This is a genomic window from Actinosynnema sp. NPDC037264, assembly GCF_055603705.1.
On the sequence record NZ_JBVJVK010000107.1, the window covers coordinates 1 to 16,952 of the forward strand.

General features: G+C 72.1%; 18 protein-coding genes and 1 pseudogene. 13 read left to right on the forward strand and 6 right to left on the reverse strand.

Going from position 1 to position 16,952, the window contains the following annotated elements; all coding sequences use genetic code 11:
- The first annotated feature begins 371 nt into the window (after nt 1-371).
- The 6 genes from ACZ7GX_RS44475 (at nt 372) to ACZ7GX_RS44500 (ending at nt 4,614) form a co-directional block, all read left to right on the forward strand.
- Nucleotides 372-1,037, forward strand: coding sequence for a hypothetical protein (locus ACZ7GX_RS44475; RefSeq protein ID WP_498786703.1), 666 nt, complete (start codon nt 372-374; stop codon nt 1,035-1,037).
- Nucleotides 1,034-1,825 (forward strand): MBL fold metallo-hydrolase, encoded by a 792-nt coding sequence (locus ACZ7GX_RS44480; RefSeq protein WP_498786704.1) that lies wholly within the window; start codon nt 1,034-1,036, stop codon nt 1,823-1,825. The genes ACZ7GX_RS44475 and ACZ7GX_RS44480 overlap by 4 nt, the downstream gene beginning before the upstream one ends.
- Nucleotides 1,826-1,916: 91 nt before the next feature.
- Nucleotides 1,917-2,282, forward strand: coding sequence for a DUF4342 domain-containing protein (locus tag ACZ7GX_RS44485; RefSeq protein ID WP_498786705.1), 366 nt, complete (start codon nt 1,917-1,919; stop codon nt 2,280-2,282).
- Nucleotides 2,279-2,941, forward strand: coding sequence for a LiaF transmembrane domain-containing protein (locus tag ACZ7GX_RS44490; RefSeq protein WP_498786706.1), 663 nt, complete (start codon nt 2,279-2,281; stop codon nt 2,939-2,941). The genes ACZ7GX_RS44485 and ACZ7GX_RS44490 overlap by 4 nt, the downstream gene beginning before the upstream one ends.
- 345 nt (nt 2,942-3,286) lie before the next feature.
- Entirely contained in the window at nt 3,287-3,658 is a 372-nt protein-coding gene (locus ACZ7GX_RS44495) for a hypothetical protein (RefSeq protein WP_498786707.1), read from the forward strand.
- Between the two features lie 104 nt (nt 3,659-3,762).
- Entirely contained in the window at nt 3,763-4,614 is an 852-nt protein-coding gene (locus ACZ7GX_RS44500; protein WP_498786708.1) for a polysaccharide deacetylase family protein, read from the forward strand.
- 41 nt (nt 4,615-4,655) lie between these two features.
- On the opposite strand, the gene ACZ7GX_RS44505 is transcribed toward ACZ7GX_RS44500, so the two are convergent.
- Nucleotides 4,656-4,889 carry a DUF1918 domain-containing protein gene (locus ACZ7GX_RS44505; protein WP_498786709.1) on the reverse strand — a complete coding sequence of 78 codons (234 nt, stop codon included), beginning with the start codon at nt 4,887-4,889 and terminating at the stop codon, nt 4,656-4,658.
- A gap of 109 nt (nt 4,890-4,998) precedes the next feature.
- Here ACZ7GX_RS44505 and ACZ7GX_RS44510 point away from each other — a divergent pair, with 109 nt between their 5' ends.
- The 3 genes from ACZ7GX_RS44510 (at nt 4,999) to ACZ7GX_RS44520 (ending at nt 8,273) form a co-directional block, all read left to right on the forward strand.
- Complete coding sequence (locus tag ACZ7GX_RS44510) at nt 4,999-5,478, forward strand: GyrI-like domain-containing protein (RefSeq protein ID WP_498786710.1); 480 nt, start codon at nt 4,999-5,001, stop codon at nt 5,476-5,478.
- A 236-nt stretch (nt 5,479-5,714) separates the two neighbouring features.
- Nucleotides 5,715-7,055, forward strand: a complete 1,341-nt coding sequence (locus ACZ7GX_RS44515; protein WP_498786711.1) for a nicotinate phosphoribosyltransferase — start codon at nt 5,715-5,717, stop codon at nt 7,053-7,055.
- A gap of 168 nt (nt 7,056-7,223) precedes the next feature.
- Nucleotides 7,224-8,273, forward strand: a complete 1,050-nt coding sequence (locus ACZ7GX_RS44520; RefSeq protein WP_498786712.1) for a fructose-1,6-bisphosphatase — start codon at nt 7,224-7,226, stop codon at nt 8,271-8,273.
- Nucleotides 8,274-8,419: 146 nt separating this feature from the next.
- On the opposite strand, the gene ACZ7GX_RS44525 is transcribed toward ACZ7GX_RS44520, so the two are convergent.
- The 4 genes from ACZ7GX_RS44525 to ACZ7GX_RS44540 form a co-directional block, all read right to left on the reverse strand.
- Nucleotides 8,420-9,040: an alpha/beta fold hydrolase gene (locus ACZ7GX_RS44525; RefSeq protein WP_498786713.1), complete on the reverse strand. Its 621-nt coding sequence runs from the start codon at nt 9,038-9,040 to the stop codon at nt 8,420-8,422.
- Nucleotides 9,041-9,379: 339 nt separating this feature from the next.
- Nucleotides 9,380-10,225 carry a PASTA domain-containing protein gene (locus ACZ7GX_RS44530; RefSeq protein ID WP_498786714.1) on the reverse strand — a complete coding sequence of 282 codons (846 nt, stop codon included), beginning with the start codon at nt 10,223-10,225 and terminating at the stop codon, nt 9,380-9,382.
- 602 nt (nt 10,226-10,827) lie between these two features.
- Nucleotides 10,828-11,484, reverse strand: a complete 657-nt coding sequence (locus tag ACZ7GX_RS44535) for a universal stress protein (protein ID WP_498786715.1) — start codon at nt 11,482-11,484, stop codon at nt 10,828-10,830.
- A gap of 9 nt (nt 11,485-11,493) precedes the next feature.
- On the reverse strand, nt 11,494-13,791 hold the full coding sequence (locus ACZ7GX_RS44540) for a glycosyl hydrolase family 65 domain-containing protein (RefSeq protein ID WP_498786716.1): 2,298 nt from the start codon (nt 13,789-13,791) through the stop codon (nt 11,494-11,496).
- Nucleotides 13,792-14,176: 385 nt separating this feature from the next.
- Here ACZ7GX_RS44540 and ACZ7GX_RS44545 point away from each other — a divergent pair.
- The 3 genes and pseudogenes from ACZ7GX_RS44545 to ACZ7GX_RS44555 all read left to right on the forward strand — a co-directional run.
- A pseudogene (locus tag ACZ7GX_RS44545) lies at nt 14,177-14,326 on the forward strand (alpha-ketoacid dehydrogenase subunit beta); the annotation flags it as partial.
- Nucleotides 14,327-14,647: 321 nt separating this feature from the next.
- Nucleotides 14,648-15,004, forward strand: coding sequence for a YidH family protein (locus ACZ7GX_RS44550; protein ID WP_498786717.1), 357 nt, complete (start codon nt 14,648-14,650; stop codon nt 15,002-15,004).
- Complete coding sequence (locus ACZ7GX_RS44555; protein WP_498786718.1) at nt 15,001-15,306, forward strand: DUF202 domain-containing protein; 306 nt, start codon at nt 15,001-15,003, stop codon at nt 15,304-15,306. Before ACZ7GX_RS44550 ends, ACZ7GX_RS44555 begins: the two co-directional genes overlap by 4 nt.
- A gap of 163 nt (nt 15,307-15,469) precedes the next feature.
- Here the strand turns inward: ACZ7GX_RS44555 and ACZ7GX_RS44560 are convergent, their stop codons facing one another.
- Nucleotides 15,470-16,063 (reverse strand): CBS domain-containing protein, encoded by a 594-nt coding sequence (locus ACZ7GX_RS44560; protein ID WP_498786719.1) that lies wholly within the window; start codon nt 16,061-16,063, stop codon nt 15,470-15,472.
- A gap of 567 nt (nt 16,064-16,630) precedes the next feature.
- On the opposite strand from ACZ7GX_RS44560, the gene ACZ7GX_RS44565 reads away from it, so the two are divergent.
- Nucleotides 16,631-16,858: a hypothetical protein gene (locus ACZ7GX_RS44565; RefSeq protein ID WP_498786720.1), complete on the forward strand. Its 228-nt coding sequence runs from the start codon at nt 16,631-16,633 to the stop codon at nt 16,856-16,858.
- Nucleotides 16,859-16,952: the final 94 nt, after the last annotated feature.

Below are 16,952 nucleotides of genomic sequence, written 5' to 3' on the forward strand. Positions count from 1 at the left end.
TCCAGGATCGCCCACTCCGCATCCGTCAGATCACCACGCGCCACAACGCAATTTGATCAAACCCTACGATCAACATTCCGGCGGACACGCCCTAACGCTAGAACGCCGTGCCGACGACCCCCAGGGCCGTGGGTACCGGGCAAGAAGAGTCGAAAGTCCCGGTCCGCCCACACCGCTACGCCCGCCGGGCAGCGCGCCAAGACCACGGCAGCAGGACACCGGGCCACGTCCGTCCTCACCGGACAGGTGCTCGGGTCATGGGCCCAAAGACCCTCGTGCCGTCACCACTGGACGAGCATCGTGGGGAGACAGCCACGTCGGAGGCTCGGCCAACCCGCTGGGCCCTCCGCCCACGACTCGAAGGGGATGACATGCGTTCCCAGGTCGTAGCCGGCCTCGGTCCGGCGACTCGGAGGACCGTCGCGGTCTTCGGTGTCGTGGCCGGGCTCGCCGCGGTGGAGCACGGCGTCGGCGAGGTCGCGCAGGGCCCGGTCACCGCGACCGGTGTCGTCGTCGAGTCGTGGCCGGACGTCGAGGCGTTCCAGGTGCTCGACGGTGAGCCGGCGATGACGCTGGTCGGGAACCTGGTGGTGTCCGGGGTGCTGACGATCGTCGTCGCGCTGGTCTTCTCGCTGTGGTGCGCGCGGTTCGTCGCCGAGCCGCGCGACGGCGCCGTCCTCATCGTGCTGTCGGTGTTCCTGCTCCTGGTCGGTGGCGGGTTCGGGCCTCCCCTGGTCGGTCTTCTGCTCGGTGTCGCGACGATGCGCGGTGGCATGACGAAGCCCCGGGCGCGGTCTCTCACGGGCCGGGCCGCCCCTCTGTGGCTGCCGGCGCTCGTGATCGCGGTCGCCGCCTACCTCGCGCTGCTGCCGGGGACCGTCGTCCTGAACTGGGCCCTGGGTGTGAGCAGTCCCGCGTCGGTGGCGGGGTTGGCTGTGCTGGCGTTCGTCGCTCTCACGACCGCGCTGGTGGCGGCGGTCGGCCGGGATCGGGCCGCGGCCGACCCCGGCCTGTCGCACGAGGTGGAGCGCATATGAGCCCGCCGGCGGCACGTCCGGTGGAGATCGCTCCCGGCCTGCACCTGCTGAGCACGGGCTGGGCGGTCACCGAGGCGAACGCGTACCTGGTCGGATCCGCGGCGGCGTGGGTGCTGGTCGACACCGCCTGGCCGGGTCGTGCCGCGGTCATCCGCGCCGCGGCCGATTCGCTGTTCGGTCCCGGCAGCCGCCCCACGTCCATCTACTTGCCCCACGTCCACCCCGACCACTCCGGGGCCGCGGCCGAACTGGCCCGGGTGTGGCGGGTGCCCGTCCACCTGCACCCGGATGAGATGCGCTTCGCGTCGGGCGCGTACCTGCCCGAGTACGCGCACCCTCTGGACCGCCGGCTCATCGGCCCCGCCCTGCGGCTCGTGCCACGGCGCGGGCTCGCCGCGATCCAGGGCAGGAACAGCTTGCAGGGCATCGCACGAGCCTACGACCCCGAACGAGAGCTACCCGGCCTTCCGGGCTGGGCATGCGTCCCCACGCCGGGGCACACGGCCGGGCACGCGGCGTACCTCCGGCCCCAGGACGGTGTGGCGATCACCGGGGACGCCGTGGTGACGGTCGAGCTGAACTCGTTCGCCGGCCTGTTCCGCCGCAGGTCGTGGCCGTGCGCGCCGCCGCGCTGCACCACCTGGGACTGGCGAGGCGCGGCCGAGTCGGTCGCCCGGCTCGCGGCACGGGAGCCGGTGCTGGTCGCGCCCGGACACGGCCTGCCGCTGCGCACGTCGCGCCGCGAACTCCGCGACCTCGCCGAGCGGATGCGTCGATCCGGGCGCTGATCCGGGACCTGCCGACGGTGTGCGGTGACGGGCGGACGCACTCGCTCCGGGATCGGACGCCGATCGCCGCGGGACCTCGTGCCCGCCCATCGTGACCGAAGTGCTCTCGTGTCCGGCCGGCCGACCGTCCATCGTGGAGTCAGGGACCAGGCGAGAGGACACCGCCATGACCGTCCGGAGCGACCGCGGATACGCGGAGCAGGAACGGCGGTACCTCGCCGCGGTTGAAAGCAGCATCCTCCTGGACCGGGCCAGGGGCCTGCTCCACGAGGGCCGCGTGCGGCGCTTGGTGGTGGAGGACTCCGGCGGTCGGAGGGCTGTCGACTTGCCTGTCACCACGGTGGTCGGTCTGGGTGTGGTGGCGCCGGTATTGAGCGCCGTGGCCGCCCTCACCGCCCTCGCTCGCGGGTGGACCTTCCGGATCGAGCGCCGCGAGGACGAGGAGGTTCGATCATGAAACCAGTTCGTGCGTGGATCGGGTTCGTTCTGATCTCATTGGGACTGCTCGGCATCATGGATGCCACCGGGGTGTCCGACGCCGGTGAGCTGCTGTCGGGTTGGTGGCCGGTCGCCGTCATCGGCCTGGGCGTCGCCGCCGTGCTCTCGCAACGGCACCTGTCGCTCGGACCCGGCGTGATCGTGGCGATCGGGCTGGTGATGCTCGCCGACGAACAGGAGTGGACCACCGGTGACGTCCTGTGGCCGGCGCTGCTCCTGGTCGTCGGCGTCGCCGTGCTGGCCGGTCTGCGGCGTCACCGCACCATCGCCCACGAGGAGACCGGCGCGCCGGTGGCGCTGTTCGGCGGGACCAAGGTCCGCAACCGGGCCGAGCACCTGACCCACTCCTCGGTGTCCGCCGTGTTCGGCGGTGCCACGCTGGACCTGCGCGAAGCGCACATCGACCACGAAGCCGACGTCGACGCCTTCGCCCTGTTCGGCGGGGTCGACGTGCTCGTGCCCAGGGGGTGGAGGGTTTCGCTCGGCGGGCTGCCGATCTTCGGCGGCTATGACGACAACACCGAACGCGACGGGACCCTCCCACCGGACGCACCCGTGCTGAGGGTGAACGCCACCGCGCTGTTCGGTGGGGTGGACGTCCGCAACGAACCGAAGTGAGGTCGCGTGCCAGGACCGCCACCACCCGGCCGTCCCGCTCCGCGCGGCAGGTCGGGTGGTGAACCCCGGCGAGGGCTCGCCGAGGTCCGTGGCGGCTTCGAACACCGGGCACCTCGACCCAGCGGTACCGCCCCGCCGCCGTGGTCGGGTGCACGACCGGCCTACCGAGCCGGACGCGGCACGCACACCTGGCCGGCCGGGGCAATTGGTCCCGTCCCACCAGGGCCCTGCCCATACGGAGGGTGCTGCTCAAGACCCTCCTGGATTGATGCCCTCGTGCCGTGTTCGGCGGCCGGTGATGGGACGGACAGTGGACACCTGAACCCGAAACCCACGGAGCCGACCATGTCCACGCTGCTGCAGACCGCCCGACACGACACCTACGCCGGGGTGCGCGACCGGAAGCTCGCCGCCGTGCTGGCCGCCGAGGACGACGCCGAGGAAACCGGGTTCGACCCGCTCGAACGCGTCAGCTGTCGCGTCCACCGCCGCTGGCTGCACCAGTGCGTGCACTCCCAGGCACACGTCATCGCCGTGACCGGCCACCGCTGGTGCCGGGACTGCGAGTGCCCCGCCTCCGTCAGCGTCGACGAACTCACCGGCACGGTCACCGTCCACTGCCGACGCTGCCTGCGAACCCCCGACAGCCCCGCCACCCGCCAGATCGTGCGCTGCTGCCGCGCCAGCATCGCCACCGCCCAAGACGGTCGACGGTAACCCCTTCCTGATCGGGCCGGACGGGGCGCACCGGACCGCAACCGGGCATCGATCAGGACAGACGGAAAGGGTCCACCGTGTCGTCACCGCATCGGGCTCACCGCATGGCCGTGATCGCCGGAGGTGTCGTCGTCGCGTCGGCTCTCGTCGGGGCGTTGGTGATCGCGAACGTGTCCGACGACCGAACGCCGTCCACCGCGCCGACGGAGCAGTCGTCGATCACGCCGATCACGCGGTCGACGTCGGAGCCGACGTCGACGACCGGATCCGCGACCGCTGCCACGGCCACGGCGCGGGTGCCCGGCGATCCCACCGTCGCGCCGTCGCCGCGCGGCCAGGACGTCACCGCCGTCCCGACGTCGACCCCGGTCGTCGCCCTGACGTTCGACGCCGGCGCCGACAGCGCGGCGCTGCGGCCCATCCTCGACGCGCTGGCGAGCCGGCGCGTGCTCGCGACGTTCTTCCTCACCGGGACGCGGGCGGCGGCCAACCCCTCCGGGGTGCGGGCCATCCGCGACGGCGGACACCGGGTGGGCAACCACTCCATGACCCACCCCGACTTCACCACCCGGTCCACGTCGGCGATCCACGACGAGTTGGCACGAGGCGAACAGGCCATCCGGGCCGCCGGAGCCGATCCGCGCCCGCTGTTCCGCTTCCCCTTCGGCGCCCGTGACGCTCGCACCATCGCCGCGGTGAACGACGCCGGTTACGTCCCCGTGCGGTGGACGGTCGACACGTTGGGCTGGAAGGGCACCAGCGGCGGCGTGACCGCCGCGCAGGTCAGTGACCGGGTCATCGGCTGCCTGCGACCGGGCGCGATCGTGCTGATGCACGTCGGAGCCAATCCCGACGACGGCAGCACGCTCGACGCGGACGCGCTGCCGGACACCATCGACCGCGTCCGGGCGGCCGGCTACGGCTTCGTCACCCTCGACGCCCTGCTGGACCGGTGAACCCGGCGTGAGCCGGCGGACACGGGGTCGGGTCCGGCTCCTCATCGCGCCGTCGCGTCGATCTCCGCGGCCAGGCGGCGAGCCTCCTCCTCGGCGGTCATCACGTGGGCGTCCGGGCCAGGGAACGCCAGCGTTTGCTTGCCGGTGTCCACCCAGTGCACGAGATAGGGCGGCGAGCCGTCGGGGTGCCGCACTTCGACCACCTGGCCGCGCCGCGTAGGCACACCCAGCGTGACGCCCTCCACCACCACCCAGTCACCGACTCGTGCCTTCACCACCGCGCCTCCCCTCTCCAGCTCCATCGTGCGGCACAGGACGAAGGTCCCCCTCGACGACGACGTCGGACCCTGCACCACGCCCACCCGACAGGGTGACCCTCGAACCATGACCCACCACGTGACGCTCACCGAGACCGAACCGTTCACCGCTGCCCGGGTACACCGCCGCATCCGCGCGGCCGACCTGCCGCGCGCCATCGGCGAGGGCTTCGGGCTGCTGTTCGAACACAGCGCGCAAGCAGGAGCCACGCCCGCCGGACCGCCGCAGGTCGCCTACCCGGGGTCCTTCCAGCCGGAGGGCGAGTTCGAGGTCGACCTGCTGCTCCCGACCGACCGGCCCACCACCCCGGCTGGCGACGTCGGCACGGTCGAGTGGCCGGGCGGACCGGCCGTCCGCACGCTGCACGCCGGCCCTTACGACCGACTGGGCGAGGCGTACCAGGCCATCGAGGAGTGGGTCCGGGCTCACGGCCGGCGGCCCGCAGGACCGCCTCGGGAGATCTACCTGGTCGGGCCGGACCGCACCTCCAACCCCAAGAGCTACCTCACCGAGGTCGTCATGCCGGTGATCGCGGACGGGAAGTGACGAGAGGCGGAGCCGCCCCGTGACGACGGCCGCCTGTTCGCAACGGTCGGCCAGGCGTCTTGAGGTGGCCCGGGAGTCCTCGTCACGCGAGCTCCCTCCGGCCGCTCCCGCCTCAGCGCCCACCGGCACCTGCGGATGAGTGCGCCTGACTGTTCCCGGAACAGTGACGGAGGCCCCTGTCCGGTGGGGCGCACGGACCCTGCCACCCGGCGACGTGCCGGTGGGACGGTCGACGCATGACGGCGCTGTGCACCGATTTCTACGAGATCCGGATGGCTGTGAGCTTCCTCCGCCGGGGCATGGCCGCGCCGGCCACGTTCAGCCTGTTCGCGCGGCGGCTCCCGGTGGACCGCGGTTTCCTCGTGGCCGCTGGACTGGCCGACTGCCTGGACTTCCTGGAGGAGTTCCGGTTCACGAACGACGAGCTCGACTACGTGGACGAGACCGTGGGGCTGGACCGGGCCACGCGGGCCGCCCTGGCCGAGCTGCGGTTCACCGGGGAAGTCCGCGCTGTACCCGAGGGGCGCGTGGTGTTCGCCGGTGAGCCGTTGCTGGAGGTGACCGCACCGATCGCCCAGGCCCAACTGGTGGAGACGGCGCTGCTGAACTTCGTCACGTTCCAGACCGCGGTCGCGACCAAGGCGGCGCGCTGCCGGATCGCCGCGGGCGACGCCGGTTTGATCGACTTCGCCGCCCGCCGCACCCACGGCCTGGAAGCGGCGAACGCGGTGGCCCGCGCGTCGGCGATCGCCGGTTTCGACGCCACCAGCTACGTCGCCGCGGCACGCCGGTACGGGCTCGTCCCGGCCGGCACCATGGCGCACTCCTACGTCGAGGCGTTCCCGGACGAGCGATCGGCGTTCCGGGCCTTCGCCGAGGACTTCCCCGACGACGCCGTCCTGCTGGTCGACACCTACGACACCCCCAGCGGTGTGCGCAACGCCGTCGACGTCGCGCGACCGGTCGGGATCCGACTGGACTCCGGCGACCTGCCCACCCTGTCCCGCAGGGCCCGTCAGATGCTGGACACGACGGGCCTGCGGGACGCGCGGATCGTCGTGAGCGGAGGCTTGGACGAGCACGGCATCGCCGACCTCGTCGCGCGCGGCGCGCCTGTCGACGTGTTCGGCGTCGGCACGCGGATGGGTGTGTCGGCGGACGCACCGTCCCTGGACACCGCGTACAAGCTGGTCGAGTACGACGGCAGACCGGTGATGAAGCTGTCCTCCGGGAAGGTCACGGCACCGGGTGCCAAACAGGTGTTCCGCGGCCCCGTCGAGCGGGGTGACGTGATCGGCTTGCGCGAGGAACCCCTTCCGGCCGACCACGAACCGCTGCTCGTGCCCGTGGTGGTCGACGGGCGGCGCACCGGTCCCCGCAGGTCGGAGCACGACGCCGTGCACGACGCGCGGACCCGGTGCTACGCCGACCTCGACCGCCTGCCCGCCACGGCGCTCGCGCTGCGCTCGCCACGGCCCGTCGCCGTGCGCCACAGCGAGCGGCTGACCGCCCTGACCGAACGCGTGCGCCGGGAGTTGGAGGGACACCGCGGCGTGGCCGGGCTCGCTGGATGGTGAAAGGTCCTCCGGGTCGTGGCACAGGGACCTTTGTCACTGCTCCTCAACCCGCACCGGGGCCACGTGGTAGGTGGTCCACTCCGAACAGAGGAGCCACGATGATCACCTTGAGCATCATCAAAGCCGACACCGGGGGGGTTCGTCGGTCATTCCGCCGTGCACCCCGAGATGACCGCCGTCGCACGCCACGCTCTGGCTCAAGCCGTGAGCGACCACCTGCTCATCGACGGGCAGGTGGCGTCGTGCGGCGACGACACGTCCCTCATCATGATCCACGAGCACGGGTCCGACGCCCACCCGATCCACTCCTTCGCGTGGCAGGTCTTCCAGGACACCACGGCGGTCGCCAAGCGCCTCGGCCTCTACGGCGCCGGCCAGGACCTGCTGTCCGACGCGTTCAGCGGCAACCTGCGCGGCATGGGGCCCGGGTACGCCGAGCTGGAGTTCACCGAGCGGCCCAGCGAACCGGTGATCTGCTTCCTGGCGGACACGACCGAGCCGGGTGCGTGGAACCTGCCGCTCTACAAGGTGTTCGCCGACCCGTTCAACACCGCGGGCCTCGTCATCGACTCCAAGATGCACGCCGGCTTCCGCTTCGAGGTCTACGACCTGTACGAGGAGAAGCGGATCTGGTTCGACTGCCCGACCGACCTGTACGAGATGCTGATGTACATCGGCGCGCCCAGCCGCTACGTCATCCACTCGGTCCACTCGAAGACGCTCGACGAGCAGGCGGCGGCGACGTCCACCCAGCGGCTGTCGCTCATCGCAGGCAAGTACGTCGGCAAGGACGACCCCGTGATGATCGTGCGCGCCCAGTCCGGGCTGCCCGCGGTGGGCGAAGTGCTCGAACCGTTCGCGTTCCCCTACGCGGTGGCGGGCTGCATGCGCGGCTCGCACCACGCGCCGATCATGCCCGTCAGCACCGACCAGGCCACACCCGCCCGGTTCGACGGACCACCGCGCGTCGTCGCCCTCGGCTTCCAGATCAAGGACGGCAAGCTCATCGGACCGCGCGACATGTTCGCCGACCCGTCCTTCGACCGCGCCCGCGCACAGGCCAACGAGGCCATGGACTACCTGCGCAGGCACGGCCCGTTCGAACCGCACCGACTGCCCTTGGAAGACCTCGAGTACACCACCATGCACACCCTCGAGGCCAGGCTGGCCGACCGCTGGCAGTCGCTGGACACCGCGGTCCTGCCCGTGCCCCGGTGATCGAATCGTCACGGTGTCCGCACACCGGACGCGTGCGGCGGCGATGGTGGTCGCGGGGCACTCCGAGCCCCGCGACCGCCGCACGCGCGGACACCGTCCAGCGGGGTGGGCGTGCCGTCGCGTGACCGGTGCTCCGACGCGCCGCGTCAGGTCCCCTCGCCGAGGAAGCCCAGCACGATCCCGGCGACGGCAGGCGTGATGCCGAGATGTCCCCTGCGCGGCAGGAGCACGAGTCGGGCGCGGGGAAGACCCGCCGCCGTCTGCTCGAGCAGCGCCCGTCCGTAGCAGGCGTCGCGCTCCCCACCCACGATTAGCGTCGGCGTGCCGATCTCGGGCAACCGAGCACACAAGGTGAACGGGTCCTCGGCCTCGATCGTGGCCAGCAGGTCCGGGTCACCCCGTCCCACCACGGCCCGTCCGAGCAGCCAGCCCATCGCGGCGGCGGCGCGGCGGGTGATCCGGCCGCTGCCGATGATGCCCATCATCGCCGCCGCCGCGCGCCGCGGCTCGCCCGCCCTCAGCAGGCTCGCGGTGCTGCGCTGGGCGCCGCGGCACCGCTCCCCCAGCGTGCAGGCGGCCGAGACGAGCACGAGCCTGCGCACCGCGTCAGGGGTGTCGGCCGCCAACTGGAGCCCGATGCTGCCGCCAGTGGAAACGCCGACCACGTCGACCGGTCGGCCGAACAACTCGCGCAGCGCATCCGCGTAGTCCCGTGCCAGGTCGGCATCGTGGCCACGGGGCGCAGGCCCCTGCGGCGGTTGAGCCACCACACCTCGCGGTGCCGAGCGAGCGGCCGCACCTGCGCCAACTGGAACCGGCGATCCATGCCGACCGGCACCCTGTGGTGGGCGCTGATACCGGGCAGCAACACCAGCGGCGGGCCCGCACCCAGGCGGAGGTAGGGCATTCCGCCTGCCACTGTGCCGGCGTTCTCGGACATCCGACCTCCTTCGATCGCCGGGCCTCGACCACTCCGGGAGTGCCCCGCCCGTGCTCCGGCGGCTGGTCGACGGTTGAGCGAATCGTGCTCGTGGGACCTCGGGGCATCCACACCGATGGTGGCCGGGCACTCCCGTTGACGGCCGGTGACGGTGGGTGGTCGCCTGTCAGGAGGTGACGACGACGATCTCGGTGGTCGCCGGAGTCCCGTGCCCGCCGTCCGGACCCTGCGCCGGCGTCGGCGGCACGGCCGTGATCTCGACCTCGGTGCTCTCGTTCACGCGCAGGTCCGGGTCGAAGTTCTGGTCGATGACCTTCCAGTCGTCCTTCGCCTCCTGCGGCACCACCTTGAGTCGCAGCGAGAGGGCGCTGAGGATTCTGCGCGCGTTGTTCACGGACTTGCCCTTCAGGTCCGGGACGGTCTCCTCGCGCACCTCCGACATCTCCAACAGCGCTCGTCCCTGGACGCTGACCCACAGGTAGACGAGGAGCATGCCGGACAGCACGCCCAGGACGGCGACCGACGTGCCGAGGGCACCCGCGTACGGAACTCCGCCGAGCGGCTCCCGCAACGCCGCCGAGAACTGGCGGAACGCCGGGACCGCGTCACCCAGGTTCACCAGGCCGAGGCCGATGACTATCGTGGTCAGCCAGTCCGACACCCGGATGAGGTTCGAGTTGGTCACGTAGCGCGACCCGGTGGACAGCGCCTTCGACGTGTCGTCCCCGTCGCCCTTGTCCAGCACCTTGTCGGCGAACCTGCTGCCCGGCAGACCGAACAGGAAGCCCAGCACGCCACCCACCAGCAGGCTCGCGACGAACAGCACGAACACGGTGATGCCGACGCCCACGCGACCACCGGGCACGTCGGCGGACATGCTCAGGGCGAGCGACACGCTGACCAGGAACACCAGGGCCAGCAGCCCTGCCGTCACCCGCGCGACCGCCCGCTGCACCTCGTCCGCGGCTTCCTGGGCCGACGTCCTGACATCCGACTTCCGCGTGCTCGACATGTCGATCCCCTCCCGGTCGTCGCCCCCGTGCCGGGGGCGTGGACCGAGGGTGTGCCCGATCCGCCGGCGGCACGACGGACGTACGGCCCGGTGCCCGAGGACGAAGGTCCCACATCACCGTCACACCATGCTTGACCTGTGGAAACGGGCGTCCTCAACGGGTTACACGATCGAGTGAAATCGCAGCCCCGCACCGCAAGACCGGGTTGACAAAGCCGCGCTGGCACGCCGAGCTGGGCTTCGCCGCGGGCGCCTCACGTGGTGAGCGGGGCCGGCACTCGGCGTCCCGACGGCGTCAGCGACGCCGCTCGGCCTCACGAGCCCGTTGTCCACCAGGTCGTTCGTCGCGGTGAAGTCGCACCACAACCCGTCGATCGCCAGGCTCGGATGGGAACCACCGACCAGCCGCCCACGGCCTTCCGCGATCGCCTTCAACATTGCCCTGTGCCTCGACGTGTAACCCATCCCACTCACTCCCTCCGCCGAACACCGGGGTTCGCCGATCCCGAATCCGGTCACAGGATGGAAGGAGCTCGGTTCCACAGGACCATCGCACGGCCCGAACAGGGATCTTCCCGGCCGGGCCCGGCAGTGGTCGTCCCTCAGGAACGGGCCAGGGGAACCAGCATCACCGGAACGCGAGCACCGCGAACGGTTTCGCGGACGGTGCGCGCCCGTCCTTCGTCGAGGCGTTGCGACCACCCGAGCGCGATGAGGTGCGCGCGCTCGTCGGCCGCGACCTGGTTGACGTGCTCGCCGAGCCTCCCGCTGCGCAGTTCCAGGCGCACGTCCTCGGGCGTGCAGAACCGCTTGCGGAACTCCTGTTCCCAGCCGTGGCGGGCGTGGGCGGCCTGGTCCCAGAACGGCGGTACGGTGGACTCGTCGAAGACGTGCAGCACGACCAGGTCGACGTTCGCGTGCGTGAGCAGTGCGAGGACGTCGGCGACTGCGCGGGCCGAGTCGGCTGTGCCGTCGAGCGGGACGAGCACCCGCGAGACGGCCGCGGGCACGCCCAGGCGCATCGGCGGCACGAGGATGACGGGTCTGGCGGACGCGGCGGCGATGGTCCAGGACGAGTGGTGATCGCGCGGCACCACGCCCAGCACGGTGTCCGGCTTGCTCAACGCGCCGAGTACCGCGTCGTCACCGGCTGGAGCCCTGGTCACGGTCGCGCCCAGCACGTCGGCGACCGCCACGGCGATCGGGACGACCGACGCCGCCTCCAGCCGCTCCACCGGCACGACCACCTTGCCGCTCATGCGCCCTCCCTACGCCCTCCGCTCGATCCACGCCGTGTCGGTCACCACGACCTCACCGCGTCCGGCGACCGCCACCCGCAGCGGAACGTCAACCTCGACCCGCACGTCGTCAGGGGTGATCCGCAAGCGGACCCGGCGGCCGAGACAGCGGAACCGGAGCCCGAGGGTGCGCCACGAGTCGGGCAGCGAAGGATCGACCAGCATGGTGCCGTCCCGTACGCGCACGCCGGCGAAACCGTGCAGCAGCGCTTGCCAGACGCCGCCCATCGCCGCGAGGTGCAGCCCGGCCGCCGTCGTGCCGGTCAGGTCGTCGAGGTCGATGCGCGCCGCTGTCCGCAGCAGGCGCAGTGCCTCCTCCGGACGTCCCGCCCGCGCCAGCAGCGACGCGCTGATCGCGGGGGACAGCGACGAGCCGTGAGCGGTGCGCGGTAGGTAGAAGTCGACGTTCGGCACGAGCGACCCCGGCCGCACCTCCTCCGGCACGAGGTGGTGCAGCATCAGCGCGTCCGGTTGCTTGATGATCTGCGTGGCGGCCAGGCGGTCCCGGCCGAGCAGGACGTCGGCGGCGACCGGTGGGCGGGCGATGTCGTCGATCTTGACCGGTTCGAGGCCGAAGTAGCCGGCGAACTGCTCGTACAGGCCGGTGTCGGGCCGGTACCCGTCCACCAGCGAGGCGGCGAGCGAGGTCCAGGCGCGCCGTTGCCCGGACGAAGTGGTGACGGCGGCGGCGGCACGGAGGTTCCAACGCGCCATGACGTTGGTGAACGCGTTGTCCGACACCCCCTCGTGGTACTCGTCCGGTCCTATGACGTCGTCGATGTGCGCGCGGCCGTCGTCGTCGACCCGACACCGGGAAGCCCAGTAGCGGGCGGTGCCCTCCAGCAACGCGCGGCGCGCTCGCAGGTGACCGGATCGCCCGGTCCACCGCGCGCAGTGCCACGCGGCCCACGCCACGTCCGCGGTGATGTGCTCCTCGGACCGGCCGGTCCTGATCCGCACGGGCACGCCGCCGACGTAGCCGCTCGACGGCGTGACGTCACTGCCGTCCGACGCCGACTCCCACGGGAACCGCGCGCCGGCCCGACCGGCCGCGCGCGCGGCCGCCCGGGCGGCGGGCAGCCTGTGGAACCGGTAGTCCACCATCGCCGTGGCGAGCCGGGGGTGCATCGTCACGACGGCCGGCAGCACGTACACGTCCGCGTCCCAGAAAACGTGGCCGGAGTACCCGCTACCCGACAGCCCCCGCGCGCCGACCGCGGCCTCGCGCCGCCGCCCGTCGGCGTTGGACCACAGCTGGAACAACGCGAACCGCACGGCCGACTCCAGGTCGGGGTCATCGGGCACCTCGACGTCCACCGCGTCCCAGCGGTCGGCCCAGGCCGCCCGGTGCTCGCCGAGCAGTCGGTCGAACCCCGCACGCCGGGCGGCGTCGAGGGTCGCCACCAACCCGGTCGGCGTGCGCTGCCCGCACGTGCCGGCGGCGTACGCGGCTATCCGCTCCGCGGTGCGCGACTCCCCGCCGCCGCTCAGGCGCTGCCATGCGACCGCCGTCACTCCGGAGGTGCCGCCGGTGCGTGCCCAACTGCGGCGACCGTCCAGCACGCCTTCGCTCATGTCCGCACCGGGAGGAGGTCGCAGGGCCTTGCCGAGGCGCAGCCGTCCGGCCGGGCCCTCGGCCCTCATCGCGACCACGCCGGGCCGGGTGATGGAGGCGAACCTCAGCGTCCGGAGCGGGTGGTCGGCGTCCTCGTGCCGTGCGAGCGTCCCCGTGCGGAGGTCGAGCACCTGGTGGTCGGCCACCGGAGCGGGCTCGATGTCCAGGCCGGTCCAGATCGGCCCGTCCAGCAGGTGCTCGTCCGCACCACGACCGGTGTAGACACCGGCCACGAGCACCGACGGTTCCGCGCCCGGTCGTGCCTCCTCCACCGCGCCGCGCGTGGCGATGCCGCCGGCTCCCACCGTGAACAGGGACTCCACCACGCGGCGGCGGATGGGGTCCCCATCCTCTCGTAGGGCCCACGAGGGATCCTCTCGGATGTCCCGCGGTCGTCCGCGCCTCCGACGCCGGATCTCCCCGTCGAGCAGCCTGCACAGTTCCGCCTCCCCCTGACCGGCGTCGACCACCAGCACCGGTCGGGCCTCACATCCCGTCACGGCCGGCCGCGGAGGGGTACCGTCCGCGGCCGGTGGCCCGTGGACCGGCACACCCAACGCGCGGAGCTCCTCGACGCGCCTGCGAACCGGCAAGGACAACCGGTCCCCCGCCACGAGGACGAGCCCGCCGAATCCCGCACGGTGAACCGTCATGCCGTACCCCGCACCCGTGACCACACACGCACGGCAGGCGGCGGCTGCTCACGCTCGGCGAGGCAGCTACCACCGGGTACCCGGGCACCTCCCCGACTCGGACCGGCCGGTCGCCCGGCGGTCCCGCGGCAGAGGAACGGCACGTCGCACCTCCCCTGGACCAAGCCGACGTCGCATGGCGTCGACGTCCGCACACCCTTGCTACCCGGAGTACCCGGTGGTGCGTAGGGGCTTTCGTCCCGAGTGGCCGGGGACGCCCGGTCGAGTCCGGGCACCGGCACGCCACGCCTCCACGTCCACGTCGGCCGGTTTCGGTGATGCCGGATCTTTCGCCGCACGCGGTCGGGACTTCGTCACCGCCGATCGCCTTCCGCCCGCGATCAGCCATGGCGGCTGCTTCGCGGTGAGCACGGGGTTGCTTGGAGGAGTTCGGGCCGGAGCGTGCGCGAGACGCGCCGCTGTCGGAGTCGGGGCGGGCATCGGCGCGGCACTGGCCGGGCTGCGCCCGATCGTCGAGATCATGACGGTCACCTTCGGCACCGGAGCGGCATCGGCGTCGTGGCCGCCTTCGGCATCGGCCACCTGTTGGTGACCAGAACCGCGCTGCGGCACGTCCTCGGCGGTTGAGCGCTCGGCACCACCACTCCGCGCGACGCACCGGGGGTGGTTCGGTCCCGGTTGTGACGACCGCCGGCCAGGCCGTGCTCGCCACGACACGGCCTGAGCCTCGCCTGTTCGGTCCAAGGGTGATCCGATCGAGTGAGGGGCGACGTGGATGACGGGATCGGGTTAGCCTGCCTGCGGGGCCGTTGCGGAACGGTCACCCGGTGTGCGGCGCGGCGGATGCGGAGGACGGATGCACGGCGAGCCGGAGCGGTCGTCGGTGGACCGGGAGCCGGACTACCGGTTCACCCTGGCCAACGAGCGGACGTTCCTGGCGTGGATCCGCACCGCTCTGGGCTTGCTGGCCGGCGGTGTGGCGGTCGGTCAGCTGGTGCCGCCGTTCGCGTTCCCCGGTGCGACGGTGCTGTTGGGGCTGATGTGCATCGCGTTGGCGGCGGTGCTGGCGGCGACCAGTTACCCGCGGTGGAGGACGGTGCAGCGGGCGATGCGCGCCGACCGACCGCTGCCGGAAAGCCGGGTGCTGGTGGTGCTGGCGGTGGGGGTGCTGGTCGTGGCTGTGACAGCGGGGATCTTGGTGGCCTTCGGGTGAGCGACTCACGTGATCCGGGGTTGCAGCCCGAGCGCACGGACCTGGCGTGGCGACGGACAGCGTTCAGCGCCACGGCGTGCTCGGTGCTGCTGCTGCAGGCAGCCGCCCGCGGCGGTTGGGGGCTGCGGGTGGTTCCCGGCGTGCTGATCGCCGTGGTCGCGGTCCTGGCGGTGTGGGCGGGCGGACGACGTGGACGCGGGCGGTGGCGGCGCGGAGCCGGTCCTGGCGGGCCACCGCTGGTGATCGGCGTCGTCACCACGTTGGCTTGCCTCTCGGCGGCGGCCCTGGTCATGAGCTCGTAGCCGTAGCCGGTCGAGGTCTTGATCATCCTGGCTCCGGGGGCGGTTGACCTCCGTCGAGTGGTGTCCGCATGCGTGGGGTCACGGGTGTGACCCGCTGCCGGCCACGGCGTGGTCAGAGCAGCGGCCGGGACCTACGGCCCTGTGGAGGCCAGCGTGCTCGGCGTCATGGCCGGTTCTTCGCCGCGTCCTCGGACGTCGTCACGTGCACGTTGGCGCTGACGACCCCGCGCACCGCTTCCACCAGGGCGACGACGACCTTCCACGACTCCTGGTCGGTGAACACCGTGCCGATGTCGACGTGGCCGTCCCGGACGGTCGCCGACCACCGGCCGTTGGGGTCGTAGGCGTCGAGGCGCTCCTGCACGTCGACCGCGATGGAGTCGTCCCTGCGCGCCAACGCCCGCACCAGGTCGTGCCGGGTCACGACACCCACCAGCTGCGAGCCGTCCACGATCGGGACGCAGCGGATCCCGCCGTCGACCATCACGCCCGCGAGCGAGCGGTCCGGCGCGGCGGGGTCCATCCCGACGACCGGTGTGGTCAACACCTCGCGCACCGGCGTGTCACCGGAGTCGTTGTCGGCGTAACGGCCGTGCAACAGGTCGGCTTCGGTCACGATGCCGACGAGCCGCCGGTCACCGTCCACCACAGGCAGCGCCGTGAAACCGTGCGAGGCCATCAACGCGGCCGCCACGCGGATCGGAACGTTCGGCGTCACGGTGATGACCGGGCTGGTCATGATGTCCCGTGCTCGCACGGCGCACCTCCCTCGTCGTAGGAGGTCTCCGACGTTAGTGAGCCGTCGCTCTCGTGACAGCGGTCGATGGTCCTCACCGATCAGGGCCCAATGGCGGCTCGTGCGCAGTGCCGGCGTCGGCGACACTCATGCGGGCGCGGGCGCGTTGGGAGCACGTCCGGCGGGACCTCGGTCCCCGTCGCATTGGATGGTCACCCGATCGGCCTTGCTCATCTAGCCGGGGCAGGTGGAGGAGGCCCTGCTCTCGTCGTTCTCCGCGACGCCGGCATCGGCCGGTGGCTTCGTCGAGCACCGCGCTCCGGCAGCTGGCGCGCGCCGTGGTCGGGCGGGTGGCGGATCGAGTGCGACGATGCACCGGCCGGCTGGAGAAGCGGCGACCGGTAGTGCTGAACGGCTCTGGGTCGTTGGGCACCATTTCGTCGCGCGGACGACGTTCTGCCCTTCTGGCGGGGCTTCGCGTGCGGCACTGTCATGAGCGTGGACGCGGATCGCCGAGGCCGGGGTACCTGCGGTCATCCGCTCGCCGATCCACCTGACGCACAACGCACGCACCGGACGGTGATCCCCATGACCGAAGAGACGCTGATCGTCGACGGACGCCTGCCGACCCGGGACCTGGGGATCGCCGCGCGAGAGGTGGTCGAGGCTGCACGGAGGCCACCTGGCGAATCGCGCGTGGCCCGGACCTGTCCAGCGTGCACACCCCGGCACTGGTGGCCGGACCGACCGTTCGTCCGGCGCATCACGCGGGCGACCGTGCGTCCGATCGCCTGCTCCGCGCAGCGCATCGGCTAAGAGGTCCTAACAGAATCGCTGGACGTGCCTGTAGCAAATGATGCAGGTGGCGAGGCCGAGGAAGGCTTCGTGGATGTCGGCGCGGCGTTCCCAC